Here is a 24,136-nt window from a genome sequence, read left to right as displayed (position 1 = left end):
CGGAACGACGCGGCTCAGCGCTCCTGGCGCAGTTGACGGCGCTCGGGCTCGGTCAGCAGGGCCCAGCCCCGGCTCTCGAAGTTCTGGCCGTTGCCCACCAGCCGCACGGGACTCGTGGCGTCGTAGCGCGGGGCGGTCGCCGCGGCCGCCGAGGGCGCGGGCTGAAGGGCCGCGCCGCCACGCTCGGGCGCCTCGCTGCCGAAGCCCAGCACCCGCACCGTGAACACCGAGGGCAGCGCCTGGCGCGCCGCCGCACGTTCGCGCTGCAGCACCTCCTGCGCCGCCGCCGTGGCCTGCGCGGTCGCGGCGCTGGCGTTGGTCAGCGCGCCGATGTCCACCGCGGCGACCACCGGCAAGCCGGTGACGTCGCCTTCGCCCTGGATGTTGTCGGCGTTGAGCACGTGCAGGGCGGCCAGGTTGAGGTTGCCGGCGAAGCGGATGCCGGCATCGCCGGCGTTGATCGTGCCCTTGGGCGCCATCAGGTCGACGTCGCCGTCGCCCACGGTGCCGATGCCGCTGCCGCTCATGTCGGAGCGCTCCGTCACCCGGGTCATGCCGTCGACGTCGGTCTTGACGATCGGCCTGGAGGGCACGCGCACGGTCTTGGCGCCGCGCCCCGCGTCCACGTCGCCGTTGCTCGACCAGATGATCATGTCGCTGCCGCGCTGGGTCGCCTCGGGGACGAAGGCCAGGATGCGCGAGCGGTTGACGACCACGCTGTCGTCGGCGAACAGGCCGATGTGGCCACCGGCCAGGGTCACGAGGCCCTCGCCGGCCGCCGGGATGCGCGTGAGCGATGCCGCCTGCAGGTGGCCGCCCGGCGCCAGGACGTCGATGTCGCCGCCGCGCATGGTGCGCAGCGTCATGCTGTCGGCCAGCACGCTGCCCTTCCAGTCGCTGCCCGGGAAAAGGGTCTCGATGGCGGCGTAGCCGCGGTTGTAGCCGCCATGCACCGGCTCGCCCTTGGCGTCGGGCGTGTTCTGGTTGCGCCCGGCTTCGCGCAGCTCCTGCTGGAACACGCGGCGCGCGAACACCTCCTGGGCCAAGGCCGGCAGCGCGCGGAAACGGGCCCAGGCCGCCAGCGGATCGAAGGATTCGCCGGTCATCTCCTTCATGTAGGAAACGAGTCCGCGCTGCACGGTCTTCTCCTGCCCGCCGGCGCGCGTTTCCTGCGCATCGAGCAGGTAGCGCGGCACCCGTGTGCCGTCGGCCAGCGTGCTCACCAGATGCGCCGGCATCGCGGCCACCCGGGTCGGGTCGAGGTAGGCGGCCACGAAGGCGGCGTAGTCCGGGTCCTTGCCCTGCAGGCCGGCCATGACGGTGATCGACGCGCCCTCGTCGGGCAGGTGCTGCACCCGGCTGCTTTCCTCGGGGAAGTTGTTGGCGTCCCAGCGCTGGATGTTGCCCTGGCTGATCGCGTTGACGTTGTAGACATCGCGGCCCGCCGACACCAGCAGGCCCCCCGGGCCCTGGATGCCGATGGTGGCCGTGGTGTTCGGGTTGTTCATCAGCTGCGGGTCGGCGATGAGGCCGATGACGTCCTTGCCCGCCGCCAGCATCGAGACCTCGTCCGCATGGTTGTTGCGCAGGTCCAGCCGCAGACCGCGGATGTCCTCGCCGGCGCGCAGCCAGAGCTGCTCGCTGGCCACCAGCTTGCTCGAGACGCGGCGCACGATGTCGCCCGAGCGCGCGTAGATCCGGCTCGGCGCATGATCGTCGGCCAGCCAGTTCAACTCAGGGGTGCTGCTCTGCGGGGTGCCGACGAGGCCGCCCGTGGGATCGATCATCCACCGGCGCAGGGCCGACACCCAGTCGCGCATCGGATTGAAGGGCCGGGGCAGCATGTCGGGCGCACTCCGCGACATGACGATCTCGCCCAGCCGCACGTCCCGGTCGGCCAGCACCCGCAGTTCGGTCTGCGCCGAGGGCATCATGAACAGCAGGCCGGTGCGCGGCACGTAGTACATCTGGTCGTCGGACTGCATCGGGTTGTACGAGCCGGTCTCGTTGCTCACCGAACCGCTGAGCGCGGTCAGCGCGAGCTTCGACGGATAGGTGTCCTGCCCCTTCAGGCTGCCGATGTCCGCCGTGCCGAGCACCAGGTCGCCGCCCACCGAGCGAAGGTCCACCGCGCTGCGCGCGGTGTAGCCGCTCATGAAGCCGCCGTAGATCGTGCTGCTGCCCTGGTAGGCGTTGGTGTAGCGCTGGTCGGTCATCAACGGATCGGCCACCGTGCTCACGTTCAGGTCGCCACGCGTGGTGACGCCCAGCACGCTGTCGCCGATGGCCAGGACCGGTGCCTGCGCGCGGGCGCCCGCCGTCATTTCGCCGGCCGTGATGTGGCCCTCGCCGCGGCCGATGTAGTACTGGCCGCCGCGGATGGCACCCTCGGCCGTCACCTTCATCGCGCCGCCGTTGCCGAGCACCAGCGTCATCGCTTCGCCCGCGGTGCGCCCACCGCGCACCCGGCCATGGGTCGGCTGCGCCACCAGCAGGTCGTCTATGCCGCCGCCGGCCTGCACCGTCACGTTGCCGCCGCCCAGTGCGCCCACGCCCTGGTTGAACTTCGCGTAGTCCACGAACCAGGTCGCCTGCTCGCCGGGCTGGAACGGCATGTCGACCGTGACCACCCCCGGGGTCCCCGAGAGGGTCGGCTCCTTGCGCCCCAGGCGCCGCAGCCATTCGCCGAAGAACTGGGCCTCGGCACCGGCCACCGCCACCGAGCGGATGTCGCCGCCCGTGCGCAGCTCGAGGTTGCCGCCCTGCACGCCATAGGCCGCCGTGGGCAGGGCCACCGTCCCGATGCTCGGGTCCCAGCTCGGCCCCTGCAGCTCGATCGACGAAGGCAGCGTCGTGAAATCGGCCCACACCGTGCTGTCGCTGCGCCCCGCCGTGTAGATGACCGACGCCTGGTGGGCCAGGTCGAGGTCGCGACCCGCGGCCAGCTGCAGGTCGCCCGTGCCGGTGCGCACCAGGGAGCCGGCCGTGGCGGTGCCGACCACCACGTTGCCACTGCCCGCCGCGAGTTGCGTAGCCTGGCGCACCGACAGCGCGTTCGCCGCCGACAGGTCGGCACCGGCCACCAGCCGCAGGTCCCACGAGGCGGCGTCCTGCAGCACGCCGCTGCGGCCCGCGGCGTCGAAGCCGTCGCTCAGGTTGGCGCCGATCAACAGGTTGCCGGCCGCCCGCAACGTCAGCCCGCCTTCGCGCAGGCCGGTTCCGAAGCTGCCGTAGAGGTTCCAGTCGGTGCCGAGGGTCAGGTCGCCGTCGCTGCGGATCTCGATGCCCGGCATCACGCTCACCGGGCCCAGCCCGAGGCGCCGGGCCACGGCACCGGCGTGGGATGCGAACCGCTGCGCGTCGGCCACGGCCTGGGCCTTGACGGCATCGACCGATGGGCTGTCGTACACCGTCACGCCTTCGAGCACCGCCGAGCGTGCGCCGGTGACGGTGGCGTTCAAGGCCGTCACCGCGACCTCGTCGTGGCCTGCGTTCTGGCGCGCGCGCAGGCGCACGCGTCCGCCCTCGCCGCCGCCGACGTCGATCACGCCCCCCTGCAGGTCCAGTTGTCCGCCACTCGCTTCGAGCGTGATCCGGCCCGAGCCCAGCTCGGCGTCGGTGGCACCGGCCCGCAGCGAAGCGGCGTTGGTCATGGTCACGCCGCCGCCGCCGGCGACCGCGATGCGGCCGCCATAGGTCGAACGCGCATCGATGGCGCCGGCCAGCGTCACCCGGCCCTGGTCGGCGCTGAGCCGGAAGTCCGCCACCTGCGTGCGGCCGTCGACGGTCACGTCGCCGCTGCGCACGCGGAAATCGCGCGCGGCGTCGAAGCCCGCCGCATTGAGGCGCGCAGCGAGCGCGCCGAAGCCGGGCAGTGCGGCGATGTTCAACGCAAAGCTCCCGCCCTGGCCGCCGGCGCCCGCCTGGGCGAGCAGTTCACCGTCCAGGGACACCGTGCCCGCGCCCGCGGTCTCGACGCTCAGCGTGCCGGCATTGCCGCCATCGGCATGGGCCGCCAGGGCCAGGGTCGAGCCGGCCGCCTGCACGATGTGGCCCTGGCCGGCCTGCAGCGTGATGCGGCCTGCATCGGCGTAGGCGGCCACGTCGAAGAAACGCTTGGCGAAGCCGCCGACATCGATGCGCGAGCCTGCCGCCAGTTGCAGGTCGCCGGTCAAGGCCTGGAGCGACACGCTGCCGCCGAGCGCCACGATGCGGCCATCGACGCCGACCGAGCCGCCGGTGAGCGACAGCGAGGTGCCCAGGCTGTCCTCCGCTTCGGCCGCCGATGCGGCACCAGGCGCATGCGCGAGCGTCAATGCACCGGTGGTGGTCACGGCCTGGCGCGCGCCGCGCTGGCCGGTGAGCACGGGGGTGCGCAGCACGAGGTCGATCGCCCCCGCATCCAGGCTGCCGCTGCCGACGGCCAGCACGCGCTGGCGGCCGCCGAATTCGATCGATGCAAAGCCGTCGACCCGTTTCTCGCCGCTGCCCAGTCGCAGTTCGTCGGCCGTGAGGCGCAGGCTGCCGAGGCCGGTGCCGTTGCCGCCCACGGACGCACCGCTGCTGTTGCTGAGCGTCAGCAGGGCGGCGTCTACCACCACGTCGCCGCCCTGCCCCGACAGGCGCTGCGCATCGAGCACCACGCTGCGAAGACCGGCGCCGCCGAAGTCCACGTTGCCGTGGAAGTCGATGCTGCCGTAGCTGCGCAAGGTGAGTTCGCGCGTGTCGGCCAGTTGTGCCAACGACCCGGCACCGAGCACCAGGCCCTCGCTGCCACCGCCCAGCCCGATGCGCCCGGAGGCCACCGACAGCGCCTCGCCGGACAGCCGGGCACTCGGCGCCAGCAGGGTGGTGCGCGTGGCGTCGATCAGCAGCGACGCGCCGCCGGCCAGCGTGGCGCCGGCGCCGATCTGCATCATGCCGCCCTGCGTCGCGTCGACCGCCGAGCGCAGCACCTGCGCCGTTCCCGCGTTCGACAGCCGCAGCAAGGCGCCCCAGTCGCGCGACGGCGAGACCAGCACGTCGTCCGCCGCGTCGAGCTGGTCGATCACGCCGTCGCGGTTGTCGTCGAGCTGGCCGTCGGGGTCCGCATAGACCGCCTTCTGCCGCGGCTTGACGATGAGGTTGGTGCCGCGGCCATCCGCCTTTCCGACGGCGCGGATGACGCTGCCGTCCGCGACCTTCACCGCATCGGTCGCGGCCAGGATGATCTCGGGCCCGCCGAGGGCGCTGCCGGCGTCGTTGCGCACCAGGATCTCGCTGGCCTCGATGTCCAGCGCCAGCCCGAGCGCATCGCCGGAGCGGGTGCCGCCGACCAGCAGGCTGCCCGCGCCGAAGTTCGACAGCATGTCCGAGGCCAGCACCAGGAAGCCCTCCGCGCGCAGCGCCGACGGGTCCTGCCCGGCGCCGACGATGGCGATCTTGTCGGCCACGATGTCGACCAGGCCACCGCGGCCGGTCTCGCCGTCCGGCCCGCTGCCGCCCCGCGCCTGCAGGGTGCCGCCAAGCTGCAGCTGCTGCGAGGCGCGCAGCACCACCGCCCCCGCATCCATCGGCAGCCGCGGCGTGACGATGTCGATGCCGGTCAGCCGGTACTGCGTGAGCTTGAAGGCCTCGGAGGCGAAGAAGGTGTTGGCCTGGGCCTCGTGGTATTGGCTGTACTGGCGCAACTGGGCGCCGTTCATCACCTGCCACCAGCCGCTGCGGGCATCGGCCGAACCGGCCAGCGCATTGCCTTCGCGGCCGGCCATCACCACCGAGCCGTCCGCCCGTATTGCCGTGCCAGCCGGCGGGGTGCCGAGCGTGGCCGGTGCGCCGGTGGGCAGCACCAGGAAGGCCCCCGGCAGCGCCGCGTAGCTGGCCGGCAGCAGCGTGTACCAGCCGGCCGCGAGGCCGTTGCCGCCCGCCAGCCAGAGGCTGTGGCCCGCGCGCGCGGGCAGGCCGGGCGCCACCGCCGAGGCATGGCCGGGCACCACCGCGTAGGCGCCCGGCAGCGTCAGGATGTCGTGCGAGCCGCCGCTGCCCGGCACGAATTCACGCGCGACCATGTCGCCGCCGCCGCGGATGTCGATCACCGAGCCAGCGGCCACGTCGACCGACGCTCCCTGCAGCACGATGCGTTTTTCCGGCGGTGCGGACATGCCGCGTTCGCCCTCCAGCTTGAAGGGGCCGGTCCAGTACTCGTTGTTGAGGAGCGCGCCGTAGGGCACCAGCAGGCCGTCGCCGGAGACCGACGTGAGGCTGCCGGCGCCGAGCACCAGCCGCTCGCCGGCGGCGAGCGTGAGCTGCCCGAAGGGCGCGCGCAACACGCCGTGCTGCTCGATCACCGGGGCCGTCAGGGTGAGCGCGCCACCGGCGGACAACGGTGCGTCCGGCATGGCGCCGTTCCCATGGACCTCGATCGAACGGCTGGCGACGATCTTCGCGTCGACACCGGTCGACGGGTACACCTGGCCCGCCTCGATGCGCAAGCTGCCGTCGACGTCGAGCGTGGCCTCGCGCGCGCCGGTGGGCTCGGCCCCGCTGCCGGGCGTGACCACCGTGAAGCGCAGTTCGTCCGCCGTCACCGTGGTCTGCGCGAAGCCGCGCAGGCTCGCCGGGCCGTGGATGGCGCCCGCGTTGCGGCCGCCGTACACATCGACGGTATCGGCCTGCAGCCGCAGCTGACCCGCGAGTTCGTCCGCGGGCGCGGCCTTGGCGTTGGAGCCGGTGCGCTGCAGCACGATGTAGGGCGCCACCAGGCTGGCGCCGGCCGACTCGCCGGGCGCACGGGCGAGCATGCCGTCCACCGTGATCGAACGGCCGGCGCTCAGGTGCACGTCGCCCAGCTCCACCCGTCCGCTGGCCTTCAGCGCGAGGTCCGCGAACCCGCCCGACGCCATCGCGCCGGGACGCACGGTGAGCAGCGAACGCGTCGGCTGGATGGCGCGCAGGTCGATGCCGACGCCGTCGCGGAAACCATCCAGCGCGGCGTCATCCAGTCCGTAGGCCGCGAAGTCGATCGTGCCCCCGCCGGCCTGCAAGGCCGCGTCGGTGACCGACAGGCCCGCGCGCAGCGAGTTGCTGAGCGCGTCGATGAAGGCCTGCGTCAGCACCATGCGCGGGAAACCGGGCATGCCGTAGTCTTCCAGCACCTTCGAGAAATCGACGCCGATCACCTGCGACGGATCGCAGAAGCCGACGATGCCGCAGAACTGCCGCACCAGCAGCTGGCCCGGGTCGCCCTGCACCGAGGGGTCCGAGTGGGTGAGCGACAGCGAACCACCATGCGCGCCGGCGCCGCCGGCCCGCGCGACCAGGCGGCCTGCGATCAGGCCCTTGCCGGTGACCGCGATGCTGCCGCCATGGCTGGCCACCTCCAGGCCGGTGCTTTCATGCCATGCGGACGGCGCGCCGTCGAGCACGGCCTGCGTGCCCGAGACATCGATCAGCGAGCCCGTCTCCAGCGCCAGGTCGGCGGCCCGAAGCGTGACGCGCCCGCCGTCGAGCACGCGGCCGACGCGCCGCCCCCGGGCGTCGTCATGGACCACCGCCGCGCCGCGCGCCAGCAGGCTCGCGCCCTCGGCCAGGGTCAGGGTGGTGGCCGCGCTCACGCTGATCGCGCCGGCCGGCGCCACGACCGTGCCCCGGACATCGACGGCGGTACCGTTGAGCGACAAGGTGCCGCCGGTGTCGACCCGGATGCTCGCGTCCCGACCCACCCGCAGGTCGCCCTGGCCCATGGTCGAGAGGCTCAACGACGCCGGCGCGCGCGCCAGCCGTTGCTCGGGCCGCAGCAGCGAGGCCGTCAGCAGCTCGCCCAGGCGGCTGCCGCTGGCGATCGCCTCGTGGTCGACGCCGACCATGTCCCAACCGAGCGGCACGAGCCCGATCCGCGTGCCGTCGGCGATGTCCACCGGGCCCGGCACTTCCAGCGACACGGCGCGGAAGCCGCGGTCGCCATAGAGCGTGGTCGGCAGGCGCCACGCGTCGGCCAGCGGCGGGCCGCCGATGCTCAGCTGGTCTTGCGCCAGCACCAGCGCGAGCGAGCCGCCCGAGCCGGCCGCGAAGGCCTGGAGGTCCAGCCGGTCGAGGTCCTTGCCGGCCACGCCGTCGAGGCGGATGCTGCCGGCATCGCCCATGTCCAGCTTCTTCTTGCTGCCCTCGCGCCAGCCCCGGCCACCGCCGGAGACGACGAGGGTCGCGGGGCCTTCGACATGCAGCTTGGCGGCCTCGAGCGAGATCGTGCCGCCGTCCTTGGCGAGCACGTCCACCGCCCGGCCGTTCAAGGTCTCGTTGTGCCATTGCCCGCCGACGTCGATGCGTGCGCCAGCGCCCAGCGTCACGCTGCCGCCGGTGGGGTCCTGGTTCGCCAGCACGACGGAGCCGCCCGCGCTTCGCAGCGTGCCGTCGATCCGGAAGTCGAGCCTCGAGGTGTTGCCCGCGCTGGCGATGATGGCGAACGCGGTCCTGGGCGCCAGCCTCAGTTCCGTATCCTGGGCCAGCGTGAAATTGCCGCCCACGGCGAGTTGGATGCTGCCCAGGCCGCTGCGCTCCAGCATGCCGGCATCGAACCAGCTGGCGGTGCTGCCGTCGGCCTGCCGCCAGCGCGTGTCGAGCGCGCTGGCGCGGGTGAAGTCGCTGCCCAGCTGCTCGGGCGCATCGGAGATGGTGAGCGCGCCCAGGTTCCAGGGCCACTCGAGGTTGCTGCCGCCGCCGAAGGTCCAGCGGCCGGCCTTGGCCGTGCCCGCGTCGCCCTGCTGGCGCTCGCCGACCACCGTGCCGCCGGCCAGCTCGCCCTCGAGCACCACGCCCTGCCCCACGTACATCAGCATCGCACCGGCCCCACGGCCCTCGGTGTAGCCGGCCTCGAAGGCCTTGCCCGACAGCAGGGGCGACAGGAAGGTCTCGCTGACGTTCCAGCGCGCGTGCTCGCTGATGAAGCGCCCGGCGATGCCGTCGTACACCAGGTCCGGCGAGGCGTTGGCCATGGTGTGCAGGCGGCCGTCCAGGCTGCGGATCTTGCTGGTGGTGTTCCAGCCGCCGGCGTAGCGCACCGAGCCGCCCGAGATGTCCAGCAGCGAGCCCGGGCGGGCGATCAGGTCGCCGCCGGACTTGAGGTTGATGCTGCCGCCGGTGGCGGAGAGTTCCTGCAGGTCGGTCTTGCCGACGCCGATCCACCCCGACACGTCGGCCAGCGGCGTGCCTTGCCAGGCACCGGCGTCGCCGCCCCACAGCACGCCCGACATCGGGCCGTGCGCGAACACGCCGCTCGCGCGCCGGTCGACGACGAGCTTCTGCCCGCGCAGCCAGCTGTCGCGCAGCAGCGGCGAATCGCGCAACTCGTTGATGCGCAGGTCGACCTCGATGAAGTTGCGCTCGATCGGCACCGCCACCTCCTGCAGGCCTGCCGTGCTGACCACCGCACCGCTGTCGATGTAGATGCGGCTCGTGTCGTTGGCGCGGGCACCGAAGCCCGGCGTGATGACCTGCTTGTTGCCGACGACATAGGGCACCGTGGCCGCCACGATGTCGACCAGGCCCGAGGGCGCCATCGTCAGGCTGCCGGGACGCAGGTCGATCAGCTTGCCGTACAGGCTGATGGAGCCGGGCGTGTAGCGCATGGCCAGGTCGGTGGCCTCGATCTGGCTGGTGTCCTCGGCGTCGGGCCGGACCCGCGTGACGCTGCCTTCGCCCATGGTCAGCGTGCCGGCCGACCAGCTCGCGGAGCCGTAGTTGAAGCCCTCGAAGATGCCCGCGCCGCCGAACAGCTGGCCTTGCGCCCATGCCCGCAGGCGGATGCTGCCGTCGCGGTTGTTGAGCGCGGTGCTGGCCGTGAGCACGCCCATCTGGCGCACGTCGCGCGCCTGCAGGGTGATGTTGCCGCGGTCCGACTGGATGGTGCCGGTGTTCAGCACGTTGTAGTCGAGTGCCGCTGCGCGGGCGTCCAGCGCTGGCAGGATCTCGGCCGCCAGCCGCGCCTGGAAGTCATGGAACGCATAGATGGGCCCCTGGGTCACGGCCTGGTTGATGTTCGAGTACAGCGTGAGGTAGGGCATCGGCCCCGACACCGCCACGTCGAGCCCGCGCACGCCGTTGACGTCCTCGGACAGCCACACCTGTTCGCCGGCGGCCAGGATGACCTGGCCGTCCCTCGCTTGGAGCCGGCCCGCGTTGCTCACCTGCGTGCCCAGCAGCATCAGCTTGTCGCCCTTTTCCACCTGGATCCGCGCGCCGGCCTGCACGCTCACGGTGCCGGGCGTCGGGGCCGTCGGCGCCCAGGCGTCGGCGCGATCGAAGTTCGGCGTCACCGTCGGCGCGTGGTCGCCGAAGGCCGGCAGCAGCGTGTCGCCCGCCCAGACGTGCGCCATGCTCGTCGGGTTGTTGATGCCCCGCATGAACTGCGCGTCGGACAGGGCCAGCGACGAGGCAATCAGCGTGCGCGTGTCGACCTGCGCGCTGCCGTTGAAGACGATGCCGTTGCGGTTGACGATGTAGACCGACCCGTCGGCCTGGATCTGGCCCGCGATCTGGCTGGGCTTGCCGCTGGGGTCGTTGATGCGGTTGAGCGCGATCCAGCCGTTGGTGCCGTCGGCTTTCGTGCCGCCCTTCTGGTCGAACTTCACCGTGGTGTTCCGGCCCACGTTGAAGCTCTCCCAGTTGAGGATCGCCTTCTCGTCGGTCTGCTCGATGCCCACCACCGTGCGCCCGCCCGCGGCGCTCTGCACCGGCGCCTTGGCGTTGAGCCAGCCGGCTGTGAGGCTGTGGGTGTCGACCTTCAGGCCACCGTCCACCAGGCCATCGGGCACCGTGGCATCGGCGTTGAGCGCGGCCAGCCGCGCCGCTTCCTGGGCCGCCTGCTGCGCCGCGATGCCGCGCGCCGCGAGGTTGAGGTTGTCGAGCGAGCGCTGCATCTGCGCGCTGTCGCGCTGCTGCGTGGGGTTCGTGAGGCTCGACACCGGCTGGCCGTTGGGCAGCCGGCCCGTGGCCTGCGCCGTGCCCTGGATCACGTTCTTCTGCGCCAGCCAGGCCGCGCCCAGCGCGCGTTGCGCGTGGGCATCGGCGAGCACGCCACCGGCCGCCAGCATCATGGCGACGACGCGCGCCGTCGGTGCCATGCGGAAGCCCCGCCCGCGCAGGGCCGTGCGGCCCGCCGTGGCGCCCCTGGTGGTCGTCTTCGTTGCTGCGCTCTTGTGTCCGCCTGTGCTCATGTGAAATTCCAGCCCGTAGTGATGCAAGGATCACCGTGCCGCCTGCGCCATGCAGCCGGTCACGGTCACGGAATTCCGACCATCGCCTGCAGCCGATCGCGGGCGCATCACGGACAGGATCCCGATACGCTAGGACGAACGGAAGCTGCGACAACCTCCAACTTTCTTTTTCGAGCGGCCCTTTTGCGGCCTCGGCTTCAGCCCAGCAGCACCAGGCCGCCGGGCAGCGTGCGGACGCGCAACGCGAACATCTGCTGCAACTGCGCGAACACGGCGTCCAGGGATGCGATGAGGAAGCGACCGCTGATCCGGCTGTCCTGCGCGGAGCGCCGCAGGAGCACGACGCGTCCCGCGCGGTAGCGGTTGATCTCGGCGATCACCTCGCTCAGGCGGGCCTCGTTGAACACGAGCTCTCCGCGCCGCCAGGCCGACATCGACGCCGGGTCGACGCTCGCCACGCCGCTCAGCGCATGCGCGTCGTAGACCGCCTGCTGGCGCGTCTTCAGCGTTCGCGTTCCCGCCGGGTGCACCACCTGCACGGCGCCCGCGACGCAGGTCACGCAGACCTTGCCGTCGAGATTGCGGACCTCGAAGCGCCCGGCATCGGCGCTGCTGCGTCCGGCCCCCGCGGTGACGGCAAAGGAGGTGCCACCGGCCGGAAGGTCGATGGCAGCCTCGCCCGTGATCAGCTCGAGGCTCGCCGCGTTGTTGTCGCCACCGGCCCCGCGGCGCACGCTGGTCTGGGTGTTCAGCATCACCTGGACCCGATCGGCCAGGACCAGCGTGCGCTGCTCGCCCGTGGCCGTGCGATCGTCGGCACCCCATTCGGCCGGTGCGCGCCAGAGCCGCGCCGGCGGATAGGCCACCGCCATGCCGGCCACCCCCGCGACGGCCGCCGCACCCACCGCGGCACCGAGGAATGCGCGGCGGTCAGGGCGCGTGCCGTGCAGCGCACGCCGGTGCGCCTCGGCCGCGCCGGGATGCGTTTGCAGAAAGGCCCGCGATGCCGGCTCCAGTGCGTCCCAGTGCCTCCTGGCCTCGCGGAAGGCTTCCTTGTGGGCCGGGCTGGCCTGCAGCCAACGCTGGAAACCGTCGGTGTCGTAGGCCTTCACCTGCGTGGACGTGAGCAGGCGCAGCCAGACGCGCGCCTGCGTGCGCAGCGCATCGCCGTCATCGATCGCTTCGTCGACGCGCGGGTTCATCGTGTCAGGCACCCGGCAGGCACGCGGCCGCCGACGCCGGCACGGGGCCGGGCGAACGGGTGCACGCGGGAGGGGCGACGAGGCTTCTCATCCCCTAGGACGAACGACGGCACGCCAAACCTCCAACTATTTTTTTTCATGGTTCATGTGCGCGTCCAGAAAGTCGTGCGCGCGTCTCAATTCGTGCTCGACGGCGCTGGTCGAAATGCCCAGCCGCCGCGCCACTTCCTTCTGCGGCAGGTGTTCGAGCCGCACCAGCATGAGGATGGTCCGGCGCCGCTCCGGCAGCCGCTCCATGAGCTTGACCACCTTGTCGAGCTCGGACCGGGTCTCGGCCGCCTGCGCCGGGCCGGGCGCCGGATCGGCCAGCTCCATCAGGGCGTTGACCTCCTCGAAAGACACGGAGCGGCTCTGGCGGCGCTGGATGTCCACCGCGATGTTGACGGCCATGCGCACCAGGTAGCCCGTGGGGCTCTGGACCGGGCTCTCTTCCTCCTTGCCATGCAGCCGCACCCAGGTGTCCTGCAGGGCATCGCCCGCGAGCTCGCTGTTGCCCAGCACCTGGGTCAGGCGACGACGGAGGTGGGCGTAGTGCTTGGCCAGGTAGTCCGTCAGGGCGAGTCGCGCATCCTCAGTCATGTGCCGACGCACTTCCGCGCTCCGTCCCTGCCGGCGTGCCCGCGCAGCGTGGCCCACCGCCCTGCGCGACGGGCAGGATGAGCAGGGTCAACGGTTGCGGCATCTCCGGCGGCGGGGCGCGCTCCATGCGCACACGCTGCAGGGCGGCGATGACCGCCCCGTCGCGCGCCGCCGTGCCGGTCGAGCTGAGCATTCGCGCGGCGTTGACATGGCCGTCCGCATCCACCCGGAAACGCAACAGCGAGCGCCAGCGGCCCGGCGCGGTCCGGGCGTCCGCGCAAAGGGTTTCCCAGATCCGCGCCTGCACCCATCCGCCGTACGCGAAGTCGACCCCTGGCGCGTCCAGGCCCGCGTCGGGCTGGCGCGCGTCCGCGGCCTTCAAGGTATAGGTATCCGCGGGCCCTGCATCCACCTTGGCGGGCACCAGCCCCGTGCCGTCGAGCAGGCGGTGCAGCGCGGCACCGGGCTCGTAATCGCCCTGCAAGGGAGACGAGGTGCGCCCCGCCACCATCGTTCCATGGAACAGGATCGGCCAGCCCGAGACCGAGGCATAGCGATGCAGGGCGGCGGCCAGGGGCTGTGCCGGAATGTCGAAGCGTTGAACGCGCACGGCGAAGGCCCGGTCCGACGCCGGCCGTTGCGCATCGGCCCCGACCCGCGCACCGTCGCCATCGATTTCCGAGGCCGACGCGGAGACGGCGAACCCGCAGAAGGCCCACGCGAGCGCCTGGCTACGGTTCAGGCGGCCGGCGTACGCGCACACCTGCGACGACCTCTGCAACCCGCACAGGCACGAAGGCACGCCCGGGTGCCGCGACGATGCGGCCAGCCGAACGATGAGGCGAATCGGATTGACAAGCGATGAGGCCCATTGCGCAAAATTCCATCATCGTGCCGGGATATGTCTTCTTTGTTACGGTCGTGCGCGCGCACGGGCCGGGCGAGAGGGAATGCCTGCCTGTGGAACGAGGTACGGCTTTCAGCCTTGCCAGCGTCCATCTCGGATCGAGCGCCGTGCGCGGCACGGGCTGGCCCCTCGGGCCGGTAGCGACGCGTCGCGCTAGTGCCAGTGCGCGAGGTCTCGCACATCGCCTCGCACGGCGCTGCGATCCGCGCCACGCAAGGGCAGGCTCGACAACAGTTCGAGCCTGCGGCGCAACGCGTAAAGCATCCGGATCGCGGCGACGGCCGTTTCCTCCGCGTCCATGCCGACGGCGATGTCCGGGAAGGGCCAGGTCGCCACTTCGGGTTGGCCCGGCCAGCGCGGTGCCGATTGCGGCAACTCGGCATCGAGCGTGATCACGAAGTCTGCGAAGGGCGCGCCACGCCGCAGCACCGCATCCCACGCTTTCGGACGGCCCGCGGGCAGCGCGATGCCGGCGCTGTTCAAGGCGCCGATCGCCGCCGGATGGAACTGCGCGGCCACCTGACCTGGCTGGCCACCCGACGAAACCACGAACTTGGTGGCGTTCAGATGTGAGAGACAGGCCTCGGCCAGGACACTGCGCAGGGAGTTCCTGCGTGAGATGAAAACAATGCGCAAACGCTCACTCATGGGTTCACTATAGGCGCGGCGGAACGCCCGCGCCAGCGCGCACGGGAGGCGCGTCGACACCGGCGCGACACGGTGGATTCAGAGCCGCCAGTGGCGTCGTTCGGCGGGCGTCAGCACCGCTTTCTGTGCCTCGCTCAAGGCCCGCCGCCCCCGGCTTCAGACACCGCTCTTCGTGATCGGCTTGTACTGGAAGGTGGCGCGGACGATGCCGTGGTCGTTGGTGCCCAGGCCCTTGTGGTCGTCGAAATTCAGGTGGTCGTTGTTGATGATCAGGCCATCGAACATCCACAGGCGCTTGCGGCTGTTGTCGTAGAACTCCTGGCTCACCAGCACATGGTCCAGCGATTCCCGGATGTCCTGGTGGATGTGCGTGTAGTAGACGTCGCGCGTGTCGCGGTACTCCTGCAGCGTCTGTGCCGTGTAGAGCGCGGTGTCGCCGCCGCCCTTCGAATCGCCCACCAGGTAGCGCGGCTGGTCGGTGAGGATGTTGGCGGTGTTGCTGTGCTGGCCGTCGTTGATGTCGCCCAGCACGATCACGGGCGTGTCGTTGCCCTTCATCGACTCGCTCAGCAGGAAGCGCAGTGCGGCCGCCTCGGCGGTGCGGCGGATGGTGGACAGCGCGGCGCCCAGGCCGTCGCCGTGCTTGCCGTAGGTGTCCTTGTCGGCCTGGTACCAGTCCTCGTTGAAGACCTTCGTGGGGGCCTTGGACTTGAAGTGGCAGACGTAGACATGTACGTCCGGGCCGTCTTCGCGCGGCTGGATCGTGAAGTGCAGCACCGGGCGCGAGAAGCCGCGGATGTTGACCTCGATCAGCGGCGTCTGCGGGTCGTCGCCCCTCGAGCGCAGCACGAAGGCCTCGGGAAAGTCGTTGATCCAGTCCGGCGCGCTGCTCAACAGGCCCTTGCGCACGATGCCTGCGCACACGATCTTCGTGCCCTTGGCATCGCCCTGCACCAGCAGCTCGTATTGGTCGGTCAAGCCGGCGGCATCGAGCACCGCCGTCATCGCATCCCCATGCCAGAGCTCCTGGAAACCGACCACATCGGCATCGAGCAATTGCAGTTGCCGGGCCGTCCAGCCGATCTTGCTGTCGTACTGCGCCTGGCTCCACCCCGCCTGGTTCGCGTACATCCGAAGCCCAGGCAGATTGAGATTGAACAGGTTGAACGTGGCGATGCCGAGTCGGGACAGTTTCATCGTGCGCTCCTGGAGGTTCCTGGACGCTAGCCCTGCCTCATGACAGAAGGACGACGGTATCTGTTCTTCGCCACGCCGGGCAAGCCGTACGGGCAGGAGGCGTCCAAGACTTGCGGGAACCGCATGAGCGGGTTGGTCGAAGACAAAGAAAAACGGGTCACGCCTTGTGAGCGTGACCCGTTGATCTATCTGACGTTTATGGTCGGTGTGAAAGGATTCGAACCTTCGACCCCTTGCACCCCATGCAAGTGCGCTACCAGGCTGCGCCACACACCGAAGCCTGTGATTATAGCCGGTGAGATCAGTGTCCCGACGTCAACAGCTCACGAATTTCAAACAACTCGCGTCGCAATTGCTGCCAGGGCACCGGATCGACGGCGTGCGGCGTCGCAACGGCGCCCTGTTCGGCGGGCTGCGCGTGATGCGTCGCCGCTTCCCACTCCTCCGGCTCGATGTCGGTGGCCTCGACGCCGTCGAGATGCACCTCTTCGGCCAAGCCGCCCGCCTTGCGGCGTTCGCGCTCGGACTGCGTGAGTTCCTGCAGCTTGTTGCGGGCGCCGCTGATGGTGAAGCCCTGGTCGTAGAGCAGGTCGCGGATGCGCCGGATCATCAGCACCTCGTGGTGCTGGTAGTAACGACGGTTGCCGCGCCGCTTCATCGGCCGCAGCTGGGTGAATTCCTGCTCCCAATAGCGAAGCACGTGCGGCTTCACACCGCAGAGCTCGCCCACTTCACCGATCGTGAAGTAGCGTTTGACAGGAATCGGTGGGAGGGTTTTCTCCATTGAAATCAAGATCGTGCGCGCGAAACCTCATAGGTTACTCCAGGCACGCGCGCCCGACCAAGCACTTATTCCGTACCGACGCGCCAGACTTCGGCGGACGTTGTTTCGCCGGCATCTTCGGCCGCCTCGACGACCAATCCGCCCTGGATCTGCTCCTTGAGCTTGGCGCTGGCATGGAAGGTCGCGACACGGCGCGCGCCGATGGGAATGGCCTCGCCGGTGCGCGGGTTGCGACCCGGCCGCGGCGCCTTCACACGGATCTGGAAATTGCCGAAGCCCGAGATCTTGACGTCGGTGCCTTCGATCAGGCCACTGGACACCAGTTCGAAGAAGGCCTCGACCATGTCCTTCGATTCGCGCTTGTTCAGACCGATCTGCTCGAACAGCAGTTCGGCCAAGTGCGCCTTGGTGAGCGCGGGCGTTTCGAGGGCTTCGAGCGTGAAATCCATGGCGTTTATCCTCGCAGGCGTGCGCCGAGCCGTTCCGCGAGGCGATCGAGGATCGCACGCACGGCCGGATCGACCTGTTCATCGGTCAGCGTGGCGCTGTCGCTGTGGAAGCTCAGGCGCACCGCCATGCTCTTCTCGCCGGCCGCCAGCCCGCCGTCGCGGCCCGGCTGCGGACGGTAGATGTCGAACAGCGCCGCATCGCGCAGCAGGCCGTCGGTCGGCGCGCCGTTGATGGCCTGCAGCAGCGCATCGTGCGTGACGCTCTCTGTCACCACGACCGCGATGTCGCGCTCCACGGCCTGGTGCTTGGGCACCGGCTGGGCCAGGGGCACAGGGCGCGCGGTCACGGCGTCGAGCGCGAGTTCGAACACGATGGGCGCGTGCGCGAAGTCCCACTTCTGGCGCCAGCGCGGGTGCAGTTCGCCGACCACGCCGATGGCCTTGCCGTCGATCAGCACGCGGGCCGCGCGCCCGGGGTGCAGCGCGGGATGCTCGGTGGCCTCGAAGGTGGGCACCAGCGGCGCGAGCAGGGCTTCGACATCGCCCTTCACGTCGTAGAAGTCCACGCGCTGGGGCTTGCCGTCCCAGCGCGCCTCGGCCGCATCGCCGAAGGCCAGGCCGGCCAGGCGCATCGGCTGATGGATGCCCTTGACGGTGCTGTCGGTGGTGGCGACCGTGTCGTCGCGCAGGAACACGCGGCCGGCCTCGAACACGCGCACGCGCGGCGCCTTGCGGTCGAGGTTGAACTTGAGCACCTGCAGCAGCGAGCCGATCAGCGACGAGCGCATCACGCTCATCGGGCTGGCGATGGGGTTCAGCAGCTTGATCGGGTTGGCGTTGCCGGCGAGATCGCTCTCCCAGTGCGCTTCGACGAAGCTGAAGTTGATGGTTTCCTGGTAGCCCAGCGCGGCCACGCGATGGCGCACCGCGAAGCGGCTGCGCTGCGCTTCGGGGCGCAGGCGGGCGGTGATGGGCGCGAGCGGCGGCGTGGTCGGCAGGTTGTTGTAGCCGATCAGGCGCGCCACCTCCTCGATCAGGTCTTCCTCGATCTGCAGGTCGAAGCGGTGCGGGGCCGGCGTGACGATCACGACGCCCTCGCCTTCCTCGATCGGCAGGCCCAGGCGCTTGAGCGCATCGACGCACTGCGCCTGCGTGACCGGCATGCCGATCACGCGCGCCGCGCGGGCCACGCGCAGCGTGACGGGCTTGGCTTCGGGCAGGCGCAGGGTCTGGTCGTCGATGGGGCCGGCGGCGCCGCCGCAGACCTCGACGATCAGTTGCGTGATGCGTTCGATGATCTCGATGGTCCGGCTCGGGTCGACGCCGCGCTCGAAGCGGTGCCCCGCATCGGTCGAGAAGTTGAAGCGGCGCGAACGGCCCTGGATGGACTCGGGCCACCAGAAGGCGGCTTCGACGTAAATGTTCTTCGTGTCGTCCGACACCGCGGTCGCATCGCCGCCCATGATGCCGGCCAGCGATTCGACCTCGCGCTCGTCCGCGATCACGCCGACCTTTTCATCGACGGTCACGGTATTGCCGTTGAGCAGCTTGAGCTGTTCGCCGGCCTTGCCCCAGCGCACCGTGAGGCCGCCGTGGATCTTGTCGAGGTCGAAGATGTGGGTCGGCTGGCCGTACTCGAACATCACGTAGTTCGAGATGTCGACCAGCGGCGAGACGCTGCGCTGGCCGCAGCGCGCGAGGCGTTCGACCAGCCAGGCCGGCGTGGCGGCGCGGGTGTCGACGTTGCGCACGATGCGGCCCGAGAAACGGCCGCACAGTTCGGGCGCCTCGACCTTCACCGGCAGCCGGTCGGCATGGGCCGCGGCTACCGAGGCGATCGGGGGCGTGGTCAGCGGCGCGCCGGTCAGCGCCGAGAGTTCGCGCGCGATGCCGTAGACGCTGAGGCCGTGCGCCAGGTTGGGCGTGAGCTTCAAGGTGAGCAGCGCGTCGTCGAGCTTGAGCACCTCACGCACATCGGCGCCGACGGGCGCATCGGCCGCCAGCTCGAGCAGGCCGCCGTGGTCTTCGCTGAGCTTGAGCTCGCGCGCCGAGCACAGCATGCCCTGGCTCTCGACGCCGCGCAGCTTGCCCAGCTTGATCAGGAAAGGCTTGCCGTCTTCACCGGGGGGCAGCTCGGCGCCGACCAGCGCGCACGGCACCTTGATGCCCACGCGCGCATTGGGCGCGCCGCAGACGATGTTGAGCAGGGCGCCCTTGCCCACGTCGACCTGGCACACGCGCAGTCGATCGGCATTGGGGTGCTGCTCGGCTTCCTTGATCTCGCCGACCACGATCTTGCTGAAGGGCGGCGCGACGGGACGGCGCTCTTCGACTTCGAAGCCGCCCATGGTGAGCGTCTCGGCCAGGTCGGCGCTGGACAGCGGCGGGTTGCAGAACTCGCGCAACCAGGATTCGGGGAATTGCATCTTCTCGTTCTCGTTCGGGGCGTTGTCGGGGCTGGATCAGCGGAATTGCGAGAGGAAACGCAGATCGCCGTCGAAGAACAGCCGGAGGTCGCTCACGCCATAGCGCAGCATGGTGAGCCGGTCCGGGCCCATGCCGAAGGCGAAGCCGATGTAGCGCTCGGGGTCCAGCCCCATGTTGCGCACGACGTTGGGGTGCACCTGGCCGGAGCCCGCGACCTCGAGCCAGCGGCCGGCCAGCGGGCCGCTCTGGAACTGGATGTCGATCTCGGCGCTGGGCTCGGTGAACGGGAAGAAGCTGGGGCGGAAGCGCAGCACCAGGTCGTCGCTCTCGAAGAAGGTACGGCAGAAGTCGGTGAACACCACCTTCAGGTCCTTGAAGCTCACGTTCTCGCCCAGCCACAGGCCTTCGCACTGGTGGAACATCGGCGAGTGCGTGGCGTCGCTGTCCACGCGGTAGGTGCGGCCCGGCGCGATCACGCGGATCTCGGGCGCCTTGAGCGTGCCGGTGGCGTCGGCGGCCGCGGCCTCGAAGGCGGCGGCGTGCTTCTTGATGTGTTGGTGGGCGTAGCGCACCTGCATCGGGCTGGTGTGCGGGCGCAGGTTGTAGGGCACGCCGTCGTCGCCGTTGATGTCGACGTAGAAGGTGTCCTGCATCGAACGCGCCGGATGGTTCGGCGGGTTGTTGAGCGAGGTGAAGCTGTGCCAGTCGCTCTCGATCTCCGGGCCGTCGGCCACGTCGAAGCCCATGCTGGAGAAGATCGCCTCGATGCGTTCCAGCGTGCGGCTCACCGGGTGCAGGCCACCGCCGGCGTGCTTGCGGCCCGGCAGGGTCACGTCGAGCGCCTCGGCGCGCAGTTGCACCGCGAGTTCCTCGTCGGCGAGTTGCTGGCGGCGCTCGTTCAGCGCGGCCTCGATGGCCTGCTTGGCCACGTTGATGGCGGCGCCGCGCGACTTCTTCTCGTCGACCGGCAGTTGGGCCATGCCCTTCATCAGCTCGGTGATGCGGCCGGCCTTGCCGAGAAACAGCGCCTTGGCGTTTTCAAGCTCCGCGGGAGCCGTCGCCTGGGCGAAGGCGGCGCTGGCGGTGGCGACCAGAGAGTCCAACTCGTTCATGGGATTTCTTCGGGAAAAAATAAAAAAGGGCTGGTGCTCTTTCAAGCGCCAGCCCTTGTGCCGTGGGCGCAAACGGACGCCCCCGAAAGGGCTGCCGTCTGCTGTGCGGGATCAAGCAGCCAGCTTGGCCTTGACCTGCTCCACGATGCCGGCAAAAGCGGCCTTGTCATGCACGGCGATGTCCGCAAGCATCTTGCGGTCGATCTCGATGCCGGCCTTGCGGATGCCATTGGCGAACTGGCTGTAGGTCAGGCCCAGTTCACGCGAGGCGGCGTTGATACGCGCGATCCACAGTTGACGGAAGACGCGCTTCTTGGTGCGGCGATCACGGTAGGCGTATTGGCCTGCCTTCATCACCGCCTGTTTGGCGACGCGGAAGACATTGCCGCGGCGACCGCGGAAACCCTTGGCGAGTGCGAGAACTTTCTTGTGGCGGGCGCGAGCCGTTACACCACGTTTGACGCGAGGCATGTGAGTACTCCTTGTTCGTCTGGGTTAAATGCCACGGCCGGGCAGCATGGCGGCGACAGAAACCATGTTGGTCTCATGCACTGCGACTGCACCACGGAGGTGACGCTTGTTCTTGGTGGTCTTCTTCGTCAAGATGTGACGCTTGAAGGCTTGACCGCGCTTGACGGTGCCACCGGGACGAACGCGGAAACGTTTTTTCGCGCTGCTCTTGGTCTTCATTTTGGGCATGTGAATGCTCCTTTAATTTGTGCTCGTGAGGCGCCACGGAAACTCCGCAGACTTGTTGGCCCCGAGACACTTCTTCATCTCGCCGTCGCTTTGCAGCGCCGGCGAAATCCCTTCAAAAACTTTTCTGCTCTCGTCGCTCAGGCCGAAGCCGTTGCGGGTGCCGCACCCTCTGCGGCGGCGGCCGGCTTCGGCGCGCCACCCGGCTTCTTGCGGCCAGGCGCGATCATCATGATCATCTGGCGGCCTTCCAGCTTGGGGAACTGCTCGACCAGGATGGTGTCGCCCAGCTCGTCGCGGATGCGCTGCAGCAGGGCCAGGCCGAGTTCCTGGTGCGTGATCTCGCGGCCGCGGAAGCGCAGCGTGATCTTGCATTTGTCGCCGTCCTCAAGGAAGCGCTTGATGTTGCGCATCTTGATGTTGTAGTCGCCGTCGTCGGTACCGGGCCGGAACTTGATTTCCTTGACCTCGATGACCTTCTGCTTCGACTTCGCTTCGGCGGCCTTCTTCTGCTCGTGGTACTTGAACTTCCCGTACTCGATCAGGCGACACACCGGCGGATTCGCCGCGGCGACAACCTCCACCAGGTCCACATCGGCCTCACCGGCCAGACGCAGAGCCTCGGAAATACTCATGACACCCAATGGCTCGTTTTCCGGGCCTACAAGGCGGACTTCCGGGGCCATGATTTCCCGGTTCAGGCGGTGTTGGCGTTCCTCGCGGTGGCGGCGGTCGCGAAATGCAGTAGCGATGGTCAGAATCCTTCAAACAACTTGCTACAGAAACTGTAGCTAACACCGTCGCATCCACGCGCCACAACCGGCCTGTTCCGAAAAATCAGCGTTTGTGTTGAATGTCGTCGGCGATCTTTTGGGAGAACGCCTCGACCGACATGGCACCGAGGTCAACATTGCCTCGGGCGCGCACTGCGACGGCACCTGCTTCCTTCTCCTTGTCGCCCACGACGAGGATGTAGGGAAGCTTTTGCAACGAATGCTTGCGTATTTTATACGTAATCTTCTCGTTGTGCAGATCGAGCTGAACTCTAAGCCCTTGATTCTGCAGCGTTTTCGCCACGGATGCCGCGTAGTCCGCCTGGCCTTCGCTGATATTGAGCACCGCCACCTGCACCGGCGCGAGCCATGCGGGCAGTGCGCCGGCATGGTGTTCGATCAGCATGCCGATGAAGCGCTCGAGGCTGCCGACGATCGCGCGGTGCAGCATCACGGGGTGGGCGCGGCCGCTCGTTTCCGTCACGTACTCGCCGCCCAGGCGCTCGGCCGTGTTGAAGTCGACCTGCATCGTGCCGCACTGCCACTGGCGGCCCAGCGCGTCCTTGAGCGTGTACTCGATCTTCGGGCCGTAGAAGGCACCGTCGCCGGGCGAGATGATGAAGTCCACGCCCGAGCGGCGCAGCGCCTCCATGACCGCATGCTCGGCCTTGTCCCACAGCTCGTCGGAGCCGACGCGGTTGTCGGGCCGCGTCGCGACCTTGTAGAGAATGTCCGTGAAGCCGAAGTCGGCATACACCTTCTGCAGCTGCGCCGTGTAGGCCACGCATTCGTCGAGGATCTGGTCTTCCGTGCAGAAGACGTGGCCGTCGTCCTGCGTGAAGCCGCGCACGCGCATGATGCCGTGCAGCGCGCCGCTGGGCTCGTTGCGGTGGCACTGGCCGAACTCGCCGTAGCGCAGCGGCAGGTCGCGGTAGCTGCGCAGGTCGCTCTTGAAGATCAGCACATGGCCCGGGCAGTTCATCGGCTTCAGCGCGTACTCGCGCTTCTCCGACTCCGTCGTGAACATGTTGTCGCGGTAGTTCTGCCAGTGGCCCGTCTTCTCCCACAGGCTCTTGTCGAGGATCTGCGGGCCCTTGACTTCCCAGTAGCCCGTGTCGCGGTAGATGGCGCGCATGTACTGCTCGACCTGCTGCCACACGGCCCAGCCCTTGGGGTGCCAGAACACCACGCCTGGCGCCACTTCGTCGATGTGGAACAGGTCGAGTTCCTTGCCCAGCTTGCGGTGGTCGCGCTTCTCGGCTTCCTCGATGCGCTGGATGTACTGCTCGAGCTGCTTCTTGTCGGCCCAGGCCGTGCCGTAGATGCGCTGCAGCTGTTCGTTCTTGGCGTCGCCGCGCCAGTAGGCGCCGGCCAGCTTCGTGAGCTTGAAGACCTTGAGGAAACGCGTGTTCGGCACGTGCGGGCCGCGGCACATGTCGACGTATTCCTGGTGGTAGTACAGGCCCATGGCCTGCTCGTCGGGCATGTCCTCGACCAGGCGCAGCTTGTAGTCCTCGCCGCGCGACGTGAAGACCTCGATCACCTCGGCGCGCGGCGTGACCTTCTTGACCACGTCGTAGTCCTGCGCGATCAGCTCGCGCATGCGCGCCTCGATCGCCGCCACGTCCTCGGGCGTGAAGGGGCGCTCGTAGGAGATGTCGTAGTAGAAGCCTTCGTCGATCACCGGGCCGATGACCATCTTGGCCGTCGGATAGAGCTGCTTGACGGCGTGGCCGACCAGGTGGGCCGTCGAGTGGCGGATGATCTCCAGCCCTTCGTCGTCCTTGGGCGTGATGATCTGCAGCTTGGCGTCGTGGTCGATGATGTCGCTGGCATCGACCAGCTTGCCGTCGACCTTGCCGGCGACCGTCATCTTCGCCAGGCCGGGGCCGATGGAACGGGCCACATCGGCCACCGAAACCGGGCCGGGGTACTCGCGCTGCGAGTTGTCAGGGAGCGTGATCTGGATCATGAAAAACCTTGGGCGGAAAAACAAAAAAGCGCGGTGGTGACCGCGCTTTGCTCTGGTTAACGGCTGGTGGGACCAGCGTGCGCGGATTACCGGCGCGTTCCTTCGAAGATGGAAGCGCCGTGGAATGCGTCGGACGTAGTT

Annotated in this window: 14 protein-coding genes and 1 tRNA gene; all 15 read right to left on the bottom strand. The window is 69.4% G+C overall.

The genetic code is table 11. From position 1 onward, the window contains the following. Positions 1 to 14 precede the first annotated feature (14 nt). The 15 genes from A9977_RS23140 to thrS all read right to left on the bottom strand — a co-directional run bounded on the left by A9977_RS23140 (position 15) and on the right by thrS (position 23,995). Positions 15 to 11,189 (bottom strand): filamentous haemagglutinin family protein, encoded by an 11,175-nt coding sequence (locus tag A9977_RS23140; RefSeq protein WP_183027186.1) that lies wholly within the window; start codon positions 11,187 to 11,189, stop codon positions 15 to 17. A gap of 197 nt (positions 11,190 to 11,386) precedes the next feature. After that, positions 11,387 to 12,391 carry a FecR domain-containing protein gene (locus tag A9977_RS23135; RefSeq protein ID WP_183027185.1) on the bottom strand — a complete coding sequence of 335 codons (1,005 nt, stop codon included), beginning with the start codon at positions 12,389 to 12,391 and terminating at the stop codon, positions 11,387 to 11,389. A gap of 126 nt (positions 12,392 to 12,517) precedes the next feature. Then, a complete protein-coding gene (locus tag A9977_RS23130) occupies positions 12,518 to 13,030 on the bottom strand; it encodes an RNA polymerase sigma factor (RefSeq protein ID WP_183027184.1) in 513 nt (170 codons plus the stop codon). Further along, the gene (locus A9977_RS23125) at positions 13,023 to 13,793 is read right to left on the bottom strand and encodes a TonB family protein (RefSeq protein WP_183027183.1); all 771 of its coding nucleotides are present in this window, start codon (positions 13,791 to 13,793) and stop codon (positions 13,023 to 13,025) included. Before A9977_RS23125 ends, A9977_RS23130 begins: the two co-directional genes overlap by 8 nt. A gap of 297 nt (positions 13,794 to 14,090) precedes the next feature. After that, positions 14,091 to 14,585, bottom strand: a complete 495-nt coding sequence (locus A9977_RS23120) for a protein tyrosine phosphatase (RefSeq protein WP_183027182.1) — start codon at positions 14,583 to 14,585, stop codon at positions 14,091 to 14,093. Positions 14,586 to 14,741: 156 nt separating this feature from the next. Beyond that, positions 14,742 to 15,782, bottom strand: coding sequence for an endonuclease/exonuclease/phosphatase family protein (locus A9977_RS23115; protein ID WP_183027181.1), 1,041 nt, complete (start codon positions 15,780 to 15,782; stop codon positions 14,742 to 14,744). Positions 15,783 to 15,981: 199 nt separating this feature from the next. After that, positions 15,982 to 16,058: transfer RNA gene (locus A9977_RS23110), tRNA-Pro, on the bottom strand. 25 nt (positions 16,059 to 16,083) lie between these two features. Next, on the bottom strand, positions 16,084 to 16,566 hold the full coding sequence (locus tag A9977_RS23105; protein WP_183027180.1) for a MerR family transcriptional regulator: 483 nt from the start codon (positions 16,564 to 16,566) through the stop codon (positions 16,084 to 16,086). Between the two features lie 65 nt (positions 16,567 to 16,631). Next, on the bottom strand, positions 16,632 to 17,015 hold the full coding sequence (locus A9977_RS23100) for an integration host factor subunit alpha (protein ID WP_183027179.1): 384 nt from the start codon (positions 17,013 to 17,015) through the stop codon (positions 16,632 to 16,634). A gap of 5 nt (positions 17,016 to 17,020) precedes the next feature. Beyond that, the gene (gene pheT, locus A9977_RS23095) at positions 17,021 to 19,441 is read right to left on the bottom strand and encodes a phenylalanine--tRNA ligase subunit beta (RefSeq protein WP_183027178.1); all 2,421 of its coding nucleotides are present in this window, start codon (positions 19,439 to 19,441) and stop codon (positions 17,021 to 17,023) included. 36 nt (positions 19,442 to 19,477) lie between these two features. Continuing rightward, on the bottom strand, positions 19,478 to 20,554 hold the full coding sequence (pheS, locus tag A9977_RS23090; protein WP_183027177.1) for a phenylalanine--tRNA ligase subunit alpha: 1,077 nt from the start codon (positions 20,552 to 20,554) through the stop codon (positions 19,478 to 19,480). 111 nt (positions 20,555 to 20,665) lie between these two features. Then, positions 20,666 to 21,025, bottom strand: coding sequence for a 50S ribosomal protein L20 (rplT, locus tag A9977_RS23085; protein WP_007832499.1), 360 nt, complete (start codon positions 21,023 to 21,025; stop codon positions 20,666 to 20,668). 24 nt (positions 21,026 to 21,049) lie between these two features. Further along, on the bottom strand, positions 21,050 to 21,253 hold the full coding sequence (rpmI, locus tag A9977_RS23080; protein WP_007832497.1) for a 50S ribosomal protein L35: 204 nt from the start codon (positions 21,251 to 21,253) through the stop codon (positions 21,050 to 21,052). A gap of 137 nt (positions 21,254 to 21,390) precedes the next feature. Beyond that, entirely contained in the window at positions 21,391 to 22,011 is a 621-nt protein-coding gene (infC, locus tag A9977_RS23075) for a translation initiation factor IF-3 (protein ID WP_183027271.1), read from the bottom strand. A gap of 76 nt (positions 22,012 to 22,087) precedes the next feature. Then, positions 22,088 to 23,995: a threonine--tRNA ligase gene (thrS, locus tag A9977_RS23070; RefSeq protein WP_183027176.1), complete on the bottom strand. Its 1,908-nt coding sequence runs from the start codon at positions 23,993 to 23,995 to the stop codon at positions 22,088 to 22,090. Positions 23,996 to 24,136 lie beyond the last annotated feature (141 nt).

Source organism: Variovorax sp. UMC13, from assembly GCF_014170375.1.
In the GTDB taxonomy this organism is placed as follows: Bacteria; Pseudomonadota; Gammaproteobacteria; order Burkholderiales; family Burkholderiaceae_C; genus Variovorax.
This window is presented reverse-complemented; position numbering and strand designations above follow the sequence as displayed.

Excerpts from the sequence above, each read along its gene's own strand:
- A9977_RS23100 (WP_183027179.1), bottom strand. The coding sequence starts at position 17,015 with ATGGATTTCACGCTCGAAGCCCTCGAAACGCCCGCGCTCACCAAGGCG.
- A9977_RS23120 (WP_183027182.1), bottom strand. The coding sequence starts at position 14,585 with ATGAGTGAGCGTTTGCGCATTGTTTTCATCTCACGCAGGAACTCCCTG.
- A9977_RS23130 (WP_183027184.1), bottom strand. The coding sequence starts at position 13,030 with ATGACTGAGGATGCGCGACTCGCCCTGACGGACTACCTGGCCAAGCAC.
- A9977_RS23115 (WP_183027181.1), bottom strand. The coding sequence starts at position 15,782 with ATGAAACTGTCCCGACTCGGCATCGCCACGTTCAACCTGTTCAATCTC.
- A9977_RS23105 (WP_183027180.1), bottom strand. The coding sequence starts at position 16,566 with ATGGAGAAAACCCTCCCACCGATTCCTGTCAAACGCTACTTCACGATC.
- thrS (WP_183027176.1), bottom strand. The coding sequence starts at position 23,995 with ATGATCCAGATCACGCTCCCTGACAACTCGCAGCGCGAGTACCCCGGC.
- A9977_RS23135 (WP_183027185.1), bottom strand. The coding sequence starts at position 12,391 with ATGAACCCGCGCGTCGACGAAGCGATCGATGACGGCGATGCGCTGCGC.
- rpmI (WP_007832497.1), bottom strand. The coding sequence starts at position 21,253 with ATGCCCAAAATGAAGACCAAGAGCAGCGCGAAAAAACGTTTCCGCGTT.
- pheT (WP_183027178.1), bottom strand. The coding sequence starts at position 19,441 with ATGCAATTCCCCGAATCCTGGTTGCGCGAGTTCTGCAACCCGCCGCTG.
- A9977_RS23140 (WP_183027186.1), bottom strand. The coding sequence starts at position 11,189 with ATGAGCACAGGCGGACACAAGAGCGCAGCAACGAAGACGACCACCAGG.
- pheS (WP_183027177.1), bottom strand. The coding sequence starts at position 20,554 with ATGAACGAGTTGGACTCTCTGGTCGCCACCGCCAGCGCCGCCTTCGCC.
- rplT (WP_007832499.1), bottom strand. The coding sequence starts at position 21,025 with ATGCCTCGCGTCAAACGTGGTGTAACGGCTCGCGCCCGCCACAAGAAA.